Source organism: Enterobacter sp. Cy-643, from assembly GCF_011752815.1.
Classification (GTDB): Bacteria; Pseudomonadota; Gammaproteobacteria; order Enterobacterales; family Enterobacteriaceae; genus Cedecea.
The window spans coordinates 593,437-606,331 of sequence record NZ_VWWV01000002.1 but is presented as its reverse complement, the minus strand read 5'-3'; the positions used below and the strand labels follow the sequence as shown (position 1 = coordinate 606,331).

The following is a 12,895-nucleotide window of genomic DNA, read 5'->3' as shown; positions in this document are numbered from 1 at the left end:
CGATCTGACGCGGTGCAGGCTGCCATTGCCTTTTGCCGGGGCTTATTGCAAAAGCAATCTAAAAGCTAAACGGCAGTGTGGCAAGCCCCGACGGGGGCTTATCTATACCCGCGTGTGGCTTTTGTGAAAAGCATCATGGGCGGGGACTGGTGTTTAGTAAACACTCCCGGCTAACGCTTATGCAGCAGCATTTTTTCAGCCGGGCGCCCAGGTTTTTGCGCTTTGGTGAGCAGCCGCGGGATTGATGCTATTCAAATTCCCCACGACATTCCGACTGAATTTCGCTATCTTGTTTAGCATATAAAACAACGAGTGCCGAATAACGCGTGAATCACGCTTGATTTGGCCTGTAATGTTAAGTCAGTAAAACGAGATTGCATGATGAGCGTAATGTTTGACCCGGAAACTGCGATTTATCCCTTCCCGCCGAAACCCACTCCTCTGAGCGGGGATGAAAAACAGTTTTATCGTGAAAAAATTAAGCGTCTGCTTAAAGAGCGGGATGCGGTGATGGTGGCGCACTACTACACCGACCCGGAAATCCAGTCCCTGGCGGAAGAGACCGGCGGGTGTATTTCTGACTCGCTCGAAATGGCTCGCTTCGGCGCTAACCACCCGGCGTCCACGCTCCTGGTCGCAGGGGTTCGTTTCATGGGGGAAACGGCGAAAATCCTCAGCCCCGAAAAGACCATTTTAATGCCTACCCTCAATGCCGAATGCTCACTGGATCTCGGCTGCCCGATTGAGGCGTTTAACGCTTTCTGCGACCAGCACCCGGATCGCACGGTAGTCGTCTATGCTAATACCTCTGCCGCGGTAAAAGCCCGGGCGGACTGGGTCGTGACGTCCAGTATTGCGGTAGAACTGATTGAACATCTGGACAGCCTGGGTGAGAAAATCATTTGGGCACCGGATCGCCACCTTGGCAGCTACGTGCAAAAGCAGACCGGTGCCGATGTGCTGTGCTGGCAGGGCGCCTGCATTGTGCATGATGAATTTAAAACTCAGGCGCTGGCGCGGATGAAGGCGCTGTACCCGAATGCAGCGGTGCTGGTTCATCCTGAATCACCGCAGGCCGTGGTGGACATGGCCGATGCTGTAGGCTCGACCAGCCAACTGATTAATGCCGCTAAAACGCTGCCTCACCAGCAGCTTATTGTGGCTACGGATCGCGGGATATTTTATAAAATGCAGCAGGCGTGTCCGGACAAAGAGCTACTGGAGGCGCCCACAGCAGGAGAAGGGGCAACCTGCCGCAGCTGTGCACATTGCCCGTGGATGGCAATGAACGGGCTTAAAGCGATTGCTGAGGGACTGGAGCAGGGCGGGGCCGCACACACGATTGAAGTGGATGCTGCACTGCGTGAAGGCGCGCTGGTTCCGCTTAATCGCATGCTCGACTTTGCGGCAGAATTGCGTCGAACGGTTAAAGGCAACGCGTAACAGCATTACGCTCTGGGGATTTCATGGATTTTTTTAGCACACAGAACATTCTTGTCCACATCCCCATTGGGGCCGGCGGGTATGACTTATCATGGATTGAAGCCGTGGGAACGCTGGCGGGTTTGCTTTGTATCTGGCTCGCCAGCCTGGAGAAGATAGGCAACTATGCCTTCGGGTTAATTAACGTCACGCTGTTTGCCATTATTTTCTTCCAGATCCAGCTCTACGCCAGCCTTCTGCTGCAGCTGTTCTTTTTTGTGGCGAACATTTACGGCTGGTATGCCTGGTCGCGGCAAAGCAGCAATCATCAGTCCTTGCTGCAAATTCGCTGGCTCCCTCTGCCTAAGGCAATTGCCTGGCTGGTGATTATCGTCGCGGCGATTGGGTTAATGACGCTGTTTATCGATCCTGTTTTTGCCTTCCTGACCCGTGTTGCGGTGACGGTGATGCAGAGTCTGGGACTCAACGTTACCTTGCCGGAGCTACAGCCAGACGCTTATCCATTCTGGGACTCGTGCATGATGGTGTTGTCGATTGTGGCGATGATTCTCATGACCCGTAAATACGTGGAAAACTGGCTGCTGTGGACGGTCATTAACGTTATCAGCGTGGTTATCTTTGCCCTGCAGGGCGTTTACGCGATGTCGCTGGAATATCTCATTCTGACGTTCATTGCACTGAACGGCAGCCGGATGTGGATCAACAGCGCGCGGCAGTCCGGCTCGCGCGCCTTCTCCTGATCAATGGTGATGATGGGCATGACCGGCGCTGTGGTCATGCTCATTCAGGTCGCAGTCCGGACCGTGACAAAGCTGATACTCCATCTGTACCGTGGCATGTTCGATTTGGTACTCGTGCTCGAGGAAGTGATGTATGCGCGACAGCAAAGCATCGTGATCGTGGGGCGGTACAACCTGAACATGCAGCGTCATCAGCGGTTTTTCGCCAACCAGCCAGATATGGACGTGATGCACGTTACGCACTTCTGGTATCGAGCGGGAAAGATTACGCTTCAGGGCCGCAATGTCGATGGCGCCCGGCGCACCTTCTAATAACTCATTGACGCTCTCTTTCAACAAACTCCAGGCGCTGCGTAGCACCAGGCAGGACACAAGAACTGAAAGAATTGGATCAATCGGCGTCCAGCCGGTCCAGAGAATCACCACCGCGGCCACAATTGCCCCCACTGAGCCCAGCAAGTCACCCAGTACATGCAGCGCTGCCGCACGCACGTTGAGATTTTTCTCTCCGCTTCCATTGTGCAGGATCCAGAAAGACGCCAGGTTTGCCAGTAGCCCGGCGATCGCAATGGTCAGCATTGCCCAGCCGGCAATAGGCTGAGGATTTGAGAAACGCTGAATCGCTTCCCAGACGATAAGTATGGTGATGACTACCAGAGCGATAGCGTTTACAAATGCCGCAAGCGTCGTCAGGCGCAGCCAGCCAAAGGTATGCCTGGCGTTGGGGGGCCGACGGGAAAAGTGTACGGCCAGCAAAGCAAACAGCAGCGCCGCTGCGTCGGTGAGCATATGGCCTGCATCGGCCAGCAGGGCCAGCGAGCCGGAAAGCAGGCCGCCGATAACTTCGGCAACCATAAAAATTGCCGTGATGAGGAAGGCAAACAACAGGCGTTTGGCGTTACTGTCGGAAGGTGTGTGTTGGTGTGAATGCGCCATAATCTCTCACAAATATCAGTCGCGGTGAGCTAATTATAACCGTTTCCTGGTTTCAACTTGTTGAAAGATGCCGATAAAAAAAGAGAGCCGTCTGGCTCTCTTTCAACTATTTTTTGTGCGGGAACTACTGCGAGGTTCCGTCGACTTTTTTGTTCACCTCTTGCCCGCTCCTGGTCTCAACTTTTTTGTTGGTGTCCGGGCAACGTCCATCTTTGCACATGCTGTTTTTGTGTACTTCGCTCTTGCTCATTTTGTGGTGAGAGCTGTTGATCTTGTCATTGCTGACGCCGTTCGGCGCCATTTTCTGATGTGCATCCGGCGCGACCTGGCCTGCTTCGGCACTGGCGTTTGCCTGCCCGTTATTTGCGCTCGACGCAGAGTCCGCGGCATAAACGATTCCGCTGCCCAGTGTCAGCGTGGCGGTTAATAGCAGCGTAGTTAGCTTTTTCATATTGATGCTCCTGGTCTGGTCGTTATGGCTGGATAGCTTCTTCCAACGGTGCAGTGAATAATGCTGAAAAGTCCTGCAGGGCAGCCCATCTGCATCGGGCTTTAATTTTCAAAATAGTATTCCATATTGAAAATTTAATATTTTTCAGCGTTAACAGTTGAAAAGTGTAGTTATCAGGAGCGTGTTCGCCATGTTTTCGCTGTTTTTTCCAAGTTTTCAGGATTAATCTGTGAGAAGTGTAAAAGCCCGTTTACACTTGTGGTTATGCGAGTTAGATTGAAAGGATTGCAACGAAGAAAAATATCAGGATGACCCCGGAAATATCATGAATTATCAGAACGACGACTTAAGAATTAAAGAGATTAACGAGCTTCTCCCCCCTGTAGCGCTGTTGGAAAAATTCCCCGCCACTGAAAAAGCCGCCCACACCGTCTCTCAGGCACGTAAAGCGATCCATAAAATCCTTAAAGGTAGCGACGACCGGTTGCTGGTGGTGATCGGGCCTTGCTCCATTCACGACACCAAAGCCGCCAAAGAGTACGGTGCGCGCCTGCTGGCATTGCGTGAAGAGCTTCAGGGCGAACTGGAAGTGGTGATGCGCGTCTATTTCGAAAAGCCGCGTACTACCGTGGGCTGGAAAGGGCTGATTAACGATCCGCATATGGACAGCAGCTACCAGATTAACGACGGCCTGCGCATTGCGCGTAAGCTACTGTTGGATATCAACGATTCCGGCCTGCCAGCGGCAGGGGAATTCCTTGATATGATCACACCTCAGTATCTGGCGGATCTGATGAGCTGGGGCGCTATCGGCGCACGTACCACTGAATCGCAGGTGCACCGCGAACTGGCTTCCGGCCTCTCTTGCCCGGTTGGCTTTAAAAACGGCACCGATGGCACGATCAAAGTTGCGATTGATGCTATCAACGCCGCTGGGGCACCGCACTGCTTCTTGTCCGTAACCAAGTGGGGCCATTCCGCTATCGTCAACACGAGCGGGAACGGTGACTGCCACATTATTCTGCGTGGGGGCAAAGAGCCTAACTACAGCGCGAAGCATGTGGAAGAAGTTAAGGCGGGCCTGGTGAAAGCGGGGCTTGAGCCACAGGTGATGATTGATTTCAGCCACGCCAACAGCAGCAAGCAGTTTAAAAAACAGATGGACGTTTCTGCCGACGTTTGCGGCCAAATTGCCGGTGGCGAGAAGGCTATCATCGGCGTAATGATTGAAAGCCATCTGGTAGAAGGCAACCAAAGCCTGGAAAGCGGCGAGCCGCTGGTCTACGGCAAAAGCGTGACCGACGCCTGCATTGGCTGGGATGATACAGAAGTGACGCTGCGCCAGCTTGCCGCTGCGGTAAAAGCGCGTCGCGGCTAACGGCCTGTTTTGAGCAATAAAAAAGGCGTGGTAATCACCACGCCTTTTTTTGTGGGCGGCGAATTACTTCGCTTTACCCTGGTTAGCTACTGCGGCGGCTTTGGCTGCGATTTCGTCAGCGTTGCCCAGGTAGTAACGTTTCAGCGGTTTGAAGTTCTCATCGAATTCATAAACCAGCGGTACGCCGGTAGGAATGTTCAGCTCGAGGATCTCATCTTCGCTCAGGTTATCCAGGTATTTAACCAGCGCGCGAAGGGAGTTACCGTGAGCCGCAACGATAACGCGCTCGCCGGATTTCATGCGTGGCAGAATGGACTCATTCCAGAACGGGGTTACGCGGTCAATGGTCAGCGCCAGGCTTTCGGTGGTTGGCAGCTCGCTGTCGGTCAGTTTTGCGTAACGTGGATCGTGGCCAGGGAAGCGCTCGTCGTCTTTAGACAGCTCTGGTGGAGTGATCGCGAAGCCGCGACGCCACTGTTTAACCTGCTCGTCACCGTATTTTTCAGCGGTTTCAGCTTTGTTCAGACCCTGCAGGGCGCCGTAGTGACGCTCGTTCAGTTTCCAGGATTTCTCGACCGGCAGCCAGGCCTGGTCCAGTTCATCGAGGATGTTCCACAGGGTGTGGATGGCACGTTTCAGCACGGAAGTGTAAGCGAAGTCGAAAGTGAAGCCTTCGTCCTTCAGAAGCTTACCGGCAGCTTTAGCTTCGGTACGACCTTTATCAGAAAGATCAACATCATACCAACCAGTGAAGCGGTTTTCGTTGTTCCACTGGCTTTCGCCGTGACGAACCAGTACCAGCTTAGTAACAGCCATGATTTACTCCTTAATGAGCCTGGGATTAATGATAACAATTATCATTATATTGCCGCACCATAAGCCACGGCAATGATAAACGTTTAACATAGCGAAAAAGCGCGTGGAGTGTAAGGTGGTTGTAAAAGGTTGTTATATTTTTGGCGCGATCTGGCGGGAAAGTCAGCGATTTGGTGAGAAATTGCCCTTATTGAAAAGGGCAATAGGTTTTAATGCGGCAGAAACTGGTATTCCGTGACGCTGAGATACGTCTCATCCGGTTTTAACCAGCAGTCCGGCTGCGGCCATTCCGGGTGATTTGGGCTGTCCGGCAGGAAGCCGCTCTCCAGCGCCAGGCCGTTCCAGTCGCTGTAGTTTTCTTTGTCACGTGCAGGTGTGCCTGCCAGATAGTTTCCGCTATAGACCTGTAACGCAGGCGCCGTCGTAAACACGTTCATTTCCAGTGCACCGTCGGTGGACCAGACTCTTGCCACGGGCTGGCTTAGGTCGCCTTTTGCCTGCAGTAAGAAAGCGTGATCGTAGCCTTTGGTGATTTGCTGATCGGCGTCGGCCAGGAAATCTTGTGTAAGCGTTTTTGGCTCACGGAAATCAAAGCTGGTACCGGCCACTTTTTTCAGGCTGCCCGACGGCAAGCCGCTGGCGTCGACGGGCAAATAACTGTCAGCCAGTAATTGAAGCTTATGCTGACGCACATCGCCCTGAGTGCTGTCGAGATTGAAGTAGGCGTGGTTGGTGAGACTGACTGGACAAGGCTTATCGACGGTAGCACGAAGCTCGATGCTGATGCGGTTATCTTCCGTCAAAGCATAGCGCGCCGTTGCCCGTAATTTACCAGGGAAACCCTGATCGCCGTTGCAGGAGTCCAGCTCGTATGTCACCGCCTGCTCATTGTGCACGGCAATGCGCCAGCGACGTTTGTCGAACCCTTCTGGCCCACCGTGAAGCTGGTTTTCACCCTGGTTAATCTCAAGCTGGAGTCTCTCACCGCCAACGGTAAGCTTCCCTCCGGCAATACGGTTAGCGTAGCGCCCGACGGTCGCCCCCATAAAGGCGCTTTGCTGCAAATAGTGCTCAGGTGAAGTGCAGCCTAGCAGTGTGTCCCGTACGCTACCGTCTTTGAGCGGTACCCGACAAGAAAGCAAGGTTGCGCCCCAGTCCATCAGCGTGACGACCATCCCCGCGCTGTTGCGCAGGGTAGTCAGGCGAAACGGCTGGCCGTCCGGCGCCAGCTGCGGCGTCTCTTTTAGCATTGGCCTGCTCCTTCGGAGGCCTTGCAAACGTAGAAGGTTTCTTTAATGCCTGTTTTGCTCTCGTACTGTTCTTCGACAGCCTGTTTAACGGCCGGGACGAGGTCTTCAGGTACCAGCGCGACAATACAGCCGCCAAAACCGCCGCCGGTCATACGTACGCCGCCTTTCTCACCAATGGTTGCTTTAACTATCTCCACAAGGGTGTCGATTTGCGGCACGGTGATTTCGAAGTCATCGCGCATGGAGGCGTGAGATTCGGCCATCAGCTGGCCCATACGAACCAGGTCACCTTTGGCAAGTGCCTCTGCGGCTTCCACGGTACGGATATTTTCGGTCAGCACGTGACGAACGCGTTTGGCAACGATCGGATCCAGTTCATGCGCTACCGCATTGAATTCTGCCAGCTCAACGTCTCGCAGCGCCTTCTGGCTAAAGAAACGAGCACCGGTTTCACACTGTTCACGACGGGTGTTGTATTCGCTACCCACCAGCGTACGCTTGAAGTTGCTGTTGATGATCACCACCGCAACGCCTTTTGGCATTGAGACCGCTTTCGTTCCCAGAGAGCGGCAATCAATCAGCAGGGCATGGTCTTTCTTGCCAAGGGCAGAAATCAGCTGATCCATGATGCCGCAGTTGCAGCCGACAAACTGGTTCTCTGCTTCCTGGCCATTGAGCGCCAGCTGAGCACCATCCAGAGGCAGGTGGTACAGATGCTGGAAGACTTTGCCTACTGCCACTTCCAGCGAGGCGGACGAGCTTAACCCTGCGCCCTGCGGCACATTGCCGCTGATCACCATATCCACGCCGGAGAAGTTTTTATCGCGCTTTTGCAGGTGCTTCACGACGCCACGAACATAGTTAGCCCACTGCTGAGTGTCGTGCGAGACGATAGGATCATCCAGGGAAAAGCTGTCCTGCTGATTGTCATAATCGGCGGCAACAACTCGTACAATACGGTCATCTCGTTTGGCACAGCTGATAACCGTCTGGTAATCAATGGCGCAGGGCAGCACGAAACCATCGTTGTAATCGGTGTGCTCACCAATCAGGTTTACGCGGCCTGGGGCCTGAATAGCGTGGGTGGCCGGGTAGCCAAATTGTTCAGCGAACAGACGCTGGGTTTTCTCTTTCAGACTCATAATGATGCTCCTGACTGGCGGAAATGGATATCACTGACGGCACGCAAGCGTTCTGCGGCTTGCTCTGCGGTTAAATCTCGCTGGGTTTCGGCCAACATTTCATAGCCGACCATAAATTTACGTACCGTGGCGCTGCGCAGCAGCGGCGGGTAGAAATGCGCGTGAAGCTGCCAGTGCTGATTGCTTTCACCGTTGAACGGCGCGCCGTGCCAGCCCATTGAGTAGGGGAAGGAGCACTGGAAGAGGTTGTCATAGCGGCTGGTGAGTTTTTTCAGCGCTAATGCCAGGTCAGCACGTTGTTCTGGGCTGAGGTCGGTGATACGCAACACGTGGGTTTTGGGCAACAGCAGCGTTTCGAACGGCCAGGCTGCCCAATAGGGGACGACGGCCAGCCAGTGTTCGGTTTCCACCACGGTGCGGCTACCGTCCGCCCGTTCACGCTGCACGTAGTCGAGCAGCATTGGGGTGCCCTGGTGGGCGAAATATTCACGCTGTAGGGTATCTTCACGGGCAACTTCGTTAGGCAAAAAGCTGTTGGCCCAAACCTGTCCGTGAGGATGTGGGTTGGAGCAGCCCATGGCCGCGCCTTTGTTTTCAAATACCTGAACCCACGGGTAGGTTTGCCCCAGCTCAGCGGTCTGCTGTTGCCAGGTTTGCACCACTTCTTCCAGAGCGGGAAGCGTGAGCTCTGGCAATGTTTTACTGTGATCGGGAGAGAAGCAGATAACCCGGCTGGTACCGCGCGCGCTCTCGCAACGCATCAAGGGATCCTGGCTTGCCGGGGCATCGGGCGTGTCCGTCATCAGCGCGGCAAAATCGTTGGTAAAAACGAAAGTGCCGGTGTACTCGGGGTTTTTATCCCCGGTAACGCGCGTATTCCCGGGGCAAAGAAAACAGTTCGGATCGTGTGCCGGAAGTTTTTCTTGCGCAGGGGTTTCCTGCGCGCCCTGCCAGGGGCGTTTCGCCCGATGCGGCGAAACCAAAACCCATTGACCCGTTAGCGGGTTATAGCGGCGATGCGGATGATCGACCGGATTAAACTGCTCCATTACATATCCTTAATCTTCATAACCTTGGGGGTGGCGTGACTGCCAGCGCCAGGTATCGTCTGCCATTTCCTGCAGCGAACGGCTGACACGCCAGTTGAGTTCTTTGTCGGCTTTGGTGGCGTCGGCCCAGTAGGCCGGCAGGTCACCATCACGGCGCGGGGCAAAGTGGTAGTTCACCGGTTTGCCGCACGCTTTGCTGAAGGCGTTCACCACGTCGAGTACGCTGCTGCCGACGCCTGCGCCGAGATTGTAAATATGAACACCGGGTTTACCGTTCAGCGCCTGCATAGCGGCGACGTGGCCGTCGGCGAGATCCATCACGTGGATGTAGTCACGCACGCCGGTACCGTCTTCGGTTGGGTAATCGTTACCAAAGATAGCCAGCGAGTCGCGGCGGCCTACGGCAACCTGCGCAATGTACGGCATCAGGTTATTTGGGATACCCTGAGGATCTTCCCCCATATCGCCCGACGGATGGGCGCCAACCGGATTGAAGTAGCGCAGCAGCGCAACGCTCCAGTTTGGCTGGGCTTTTTGCAGGTCGGTAAGAATTTGCTCAACCATCAGCTTGCTTTGGCCGTAGGGGCTGGCTGGCTTACCGGTAGGGAAGCTTTCTACATAAGGAATTTGCGGCTGGTCGCCGTAAACGGTGGCGGAAGAGCTGAAGATGAAGTTAGTTACGTTTGCAGCCCGCATCGCGGCGATAAGCTTCAGGGTGCCGGTCACGTTGTTGTCGTAATACTCCAGCGGCTTATTCACCGATTCGCCGACGGCTTTCAGGCCGGCAAAATGGATTACGGCATCAATACGATGGTCGTGGAAAATTTCTGCCAGCAGGGCTTCGTCGCGAATATCACCGTTGATAAATAGAGGATGTTTGCCACCCAGGCGTTCAATTTCCGGCAGTACGCTGCGTTTGCTGTTACACAGGTTATCGAGGATCACCACATCGTGCCCGCTTTGCAGCAATTGCACGCAGGTATGACTTCCAATGTAACCGCTACCACCCGTAACTAAAACTCTCATTTTTCGCTCCATATAGCCTATGGGTTAAGATAACCATAGCATAACAGATGGCTGAAAAATGTGATATGCACCAGATTAGTGGTATCGTTTACACTGAGTCAGTAATACGGCTAAAGCAGTATATAAGGTATTGTAAAACAGACAGGTAGAATAAAAGCGTACGGCTATTCTGAAAGTCAGGTCAGGAATAGCCGCCGCGTTTGGCAAGATTAGGCGGGAAGAATATTTTCCAGCTGGTAGCCGTATTTGTCACCATCGGGAACAAACGTCAGCCGATGGGTAATGCACTGCGGCGCATCTTCGGCGTGGTGGGACACAAACAGCAGCTGCGTTTCTCCCTCGCCAATCAAAATATCGACAAAGCGGCGTATCAGCTGCCGGTTGAGCGGATCCAGCCCTTGCAAAGGTTCATCCAGTATCAGCAGTGTTGGATGCTTAACCAGCGCACGGGCGATCAACGCCAGGCGCTGCTGCCCCCACGAAAGACTATGGAAAGGCGCATCGGCGGTGGCGTTATCCATTCCCAGCATATGCAGCCATTCGCGGGTCAGCTTCTGTTGGCGATCTGAAACCGCCTGGTAGATCCCAATGGAGTCAAAATAGCCTGACAGAATAACGTTTCGCACGGTAGTGCTGACGCGGTAATCCAGATGCAGGCTGCTGCTGACGTAACCAATGTGCTTTTTGATATCCCAGATTGTCTCGCCGCTGCCCCGGCGGCGACCAAACAGCGTCAGATCGTTACTGTAACCCTGCGGATGATCGCCGGTGATCAGGCTGAGTAGCGTTGATTTTCCGGCGCCGTTAGGGCCGACAATTTGCCAGTGCTCGCCGGGGTTCACTGACCAGCTAAGTTTGTGCAGGATAGGGCGATCGTTGTATTCGACCACGCCATCGTTAAGCACTATACGAGGCTGGTTTTCCGGCAGCGTATAGCGAGCGGACGGATCGTCAGCTTCCGGGAGCGCCACGCCCGCCAGCTTCTCGCTGTGGGCTAACTGTGCGATGAGCGCCTGCTCAAGTAGCGCCTGCTTTTTGCCGCTCTCCGTCAGCGTACAGTCCGCCAGAACGCCCGCGAATTGCACGAAATCCGGGATTTCATCGAATCGGTTCAGAACCAGGACCAGGGTGTAGCCCTGGGCGCTAAGCTGCTCGAGGAGGCTTGCCAACTGCTGGCGGGATTTTACGTCAAGCCCGTCGAACGGCTCATCCAGGATCAGCAGTTCTGGCTCTGACATCAACGCCTGGCAAAGCAGCGTTTTGCGCGTTTCCCCCGTCGACAGGTATTTAAAGCGGCGGGTGAGCAGATGTTCAATGCCAAACAGCGCGGCCAGTTCGCCGCAGCGAGTCACATCGACCACCTCTTCCTGGATAATTTCTGCGGTGGTGCGGCCGGTGTCGTCTTCGTCGGCGCTTAGCATATCGGTGTTATTACGCTGCCATTCGTCGCTGACCAGCTTTTGCAACTGTTCAAAAGAGAGATGAGCAATTCGGGTGAAGTCACAGCGGCGTTCGCCCTTCATGATGGGCAGGCTACCTGCCAGCGCACGGGCAAGGGCGGATTTACCGCTGCCGTTCGCCCCAACAAAGGCCCAGCTTTCTCCGGCGCGAAGGGTAAGGTCGTTCAGGGTGAGGGTTTTTATGTCGCTAAGGTGAAACGTACCTTGCGAAATTTGCAACGCAGACATGTTTTATCCCATTTTTTGCAGCGATGAGGCTACAGAAATACGGCGTGTCTGCGTTGATGTCAATGGGAAGCGAACTTTTAGCAGAGTGTGGCGACAATCACCCTGTCTGCATTGAAATATGCTGTGACCTTAGCACCTTCTGCCAGCGCCTGCTGTTCTACGTGGATATTTGGCAGGGTGGCGCACAGCGTCTGGCCGTCGGCCAGTTGAACCAGCACTTCACTTTGTTCTTTGCCCTGCTCAATGCTACTGACTTTTCCCGGCAACTGGTTATCGGCCTGGCCCGCTGCATCAGCATCAGTCGTGACGTCTATCCACGGGGCTTTGATAAGCACCAGTACTTCTTTGCCTCCGTCCAGCCCCAGCCGCTCTGCACTTTGGCGGGTAATCGCGGCTTTCAGACGAGTTTCACCGTCTGCCAGCAAAATATCGACGTGCTGCTGAACCTGTTCGTCATCGCGTTTTAGCACGGTACCAAAAAGCTGATTGCGGGCGCTGGTTTGTAGCGAAAAGCGGGAGATGGCGGCGAGCAGGCTGTCTAAAGGCAGGGCGTCATCCTGTAGAACATCAAAGGCCTTTTGTTGAATTTGCGCGAGCAGATCGTAGAGCTGAATAAGGCGCTCACCGTACCGGGTCAGTACGGCACCGCCGCCGCCTTTACCGCCGGTGGCGCGATCAACCAGGCTTGATTCTGCCAGCTGGTTCATTTCGTTAATGGCATCCCAGGCGCTTTTGTAACTGATACCCGCCAATTTTGCCCCCTGGCTAATGGAGCCCGTGTGGCGAATTTGTTTAAGCAGCGCAATGCGTCGCGGGTCGGCGAACAGCCGTTGCTGGAGTTTCAGCGTTAATAAAATTTCAGCCTGCATAGTTTCTCCGCGCCGCAAACCGGCTCAGCGTTTCCCTTTGTAATCATGGGGGAAATTATATCAGTTCGCCGACAGGGGACAAATCGTTCCTGACCAGGCGCGCTAAT

12 protein-coding genes are annotated in these 12,895 nt (G+C 54.4%); 3 read left to right on the top strand and 9 right to left on the bottom strand.

The features are described from left to right. The first annotated feature begins 381 nt into the window (after positions 1–381). Entirely contained in the window at positions 382–1,443 is a 1,062-nt protein-coding gene (nadA, locus tag F3J29_RS11145) for a quinolinate synthase NadA (protein WP_166866675.1), read from the top strand. Positions 1,444–1,466: 23 nt separating this feature from the next. After that, positions 1,467–2,183 (top strand): nicotinamide riboside transporter PnuC, encoded by a 717-nt coding sequence (pnuC, locus tag F3J29_RS11140; protein ID WP_166866128.1) that lies wholly within the window; start codon positions 1,467–1,469, stop codon positions 2,181–2,183. Here the strand turns inward: pnuC and zitB are convergent, their stop codons facing one another. Continuing rightward, positions 2,184–3,119, bottom strand: a complete 936-nt coding sequence (gene zitB, locus F3J29_RS11135; RefSeq protein ID WP_166866127.1) for a CDF family zinc transporter ZitB — start codon at positions 3,117–3,119, stop codon at positions 2,184–2,186. A gap of 124 nt (positions 3,120–3,243) precedes the next feature. After that, positions 3,244–3,576 (bottom strand): YbgS-like family protein, encoded by a 333-nt coding sequence (locus F3J29_RS11130; RefSeq protein ID WP_166866673.1) that lies wholly within the window; start codon positions 3,574–3,576, stop codon positions 3,244–3,246. Between the two features lie 319 nt (positions 3,577–3,895). On the opposite strand from F3J29_RS11130, the gene aroG reads away from it, so the two are divergent. Further along, entirely contained in the window at positions 3,896–4,948 is a 1,053-nt protein-coding gene (aroG, locus tag F3J29_RS11125; protein WP_166866125.1) for a 3-deoxy-7-phosphoheptulonate synthase AroG, read from the top strand. A 63-nt stretch (positions 4,949–5,011) separates the two neighbouring features. Here aroG and gpmA read toward each other — a convergent pair whose 3' ends face one another. The 7 genes from gpmA to modE all read right to left on the bottom strand — a co-directional run bounded on the left by gpmA (position 5,012) and on the right by modE (position 12,788). Beyond that, positions 5,012–5,764, bottom strand: coding sequence for a 2,3-diphosphoglycerate-dependent phosphoglycerate mutase (gpmA, locus tag F3J29_RS11120; protein ID WP_008456186.1), 753 nt, complete (start codon positions 5,762–5,764; stop codon positions 5,012–5,014). Positions 5,765–5,973: 209 nt separating this feature from the next. Next, entirely contained in the window at positions 5,974–7,014 is a 1,041-nt protein-coding gene (gene galM / locus F3J29_RS11115; RefSeq protein ID WP_166866124.1) for a galactose-1-epimerase, read from the bottom strand. Then, on the bottom strand, positions 7,008–8,156 hold the full coding sequence (gene galK, locus F3J29_RS11110) for a galactokinase (protein WP_166866122.1): 1,149 nt from the start codon (positions 8,154–8,156) through the stop codon (positions 7,008–7,010). The genes galM and galK overlap by 7 nt, the downstream gene beginning before the upstream one ends. Continuing rightward, a complete protein-coding gene (galT, locus tag F3J29_RS11105; protein ID WP_166866121.1) occupies positions 8,153–9,205 on the bottom strand; it encodes a galactose-1-phosphate uridylyltransferase in 1,053 nt (350 codons plus the stop codon). Before galT ends, galK begins: the two co-directional genes overlap by 4 nt. A 9-nt stretch (positions 9,206–9,214) precedes the next feature. Next, the gene (gene galE, locus F3J29_RS11100) at positions 9,215–10,231 is read right to left on the bottom strand and encodes a UDP-glucose 4-epimerase GalE (protein WP_039291255.1); all 1,017 of its coding nucleotides are present in this window, start codon (positions 10,229–10,231) and stop codon (positions 9,215–9,217) included. A 209-nt stretch (positions 10,232–10,440) separates the two neighbouring features. After that, a complete protein-coding gene (gene modF, locus F3J29_RS11095; RefSeq protein ID WP_166866119.1) occupies positions 10,441–11,919 on the bottom strand; it encodes a molybdate ABC transporter ATP-binding protein ModF in 1,479 nt (492 codons plus the stop codon). Positions 11,920–11,996: 77 nt separating this feature from the next. Continuing rightward, entirely contained in the window at positions 11,997–12,788 is a 792-nt protein-coding gene (modE, locus tag F3J29_RS11090) for a molybdenum-dependent transcriptional regulator (RefSeq protein ID WP_166866117.1), read from the bottom strand. Between the last annotated feature and the right edge of the window lie 107 nt (positions 12,789–12,895).

Bases quoted from the DNA above. Each gene is read 5' to 3' on its own strand.
- nadA (WP_166866675.1), top strand. From the start codon at position 382: ATGAGCGTAATGTTTGACCCGGAAACTGCGATTTATCCCTTCCCGCCG.
- galT (WP_166866121.1), bottom strand. From the start codon at position 9,205: ATGGAGCAGTTTAATCCGGTCGATCATCCGCATCGCCGCTATAACCCG.
- galM (WP_166866124.1), bottom strand. From the start codon at position 7,014: ATGCTAAAAGAGACGCCGCAGCTGGCGCCGGACGGCCAGCCGTTTCGC.
- galK (WP_166866122.1), bottom strand. From the start codon at position 8,156: ATGAGTCTGAAAGAGAAAACCCAGCGTCTGTTCGCTGAACAATTTGGC.
- aroG (WP_166866125.1), top strand. From the start codon at position 3,896: ATGAATTATCAGAACGACGACTTAAGAATTAAAGAGATTAACGAGCTT.
- zitB (WP_166866127.1), bottom strand. From the start codon at position 3,119: ATGGCGCATTCACACCAACACACACCTTCCGACAGTAACGCCAAACGC.
- modF (WP_166866119.1), bottom strand. From the start codon at position 11,919: ATGTCTGCGTTGCAAATTTCGCAAGGTACGTTTCACCTTAGCGACATA.
- pnuC (WP_166866128.1), top strand. From the start codon at position 1,467: ATGGATTTTTTTAGCACACAGAACATTCTTGTCCACATCCCCATTGGG.
- gpmA (WP_008456186.1), bottom strand. From the start codon at position 5,764: ATGGCTGTTACTAAGCTGGTACTGGTTCGTCACGGCGAAAGCCAGTGG.
- modE (WP_166866117.1), bottom strand. From the start codon at position 12,788: ATGCAGGCTGAAATTTTATTAACGCTGAAACTCCAGCAACGGCTGTTC.
- galE (WP_039291255.1), bottom strand. From the start codon at position 10,231: ATGAGAGTTTTAGTTACGGGTGGTAGCGGTTACATTGGAAGTCATACC.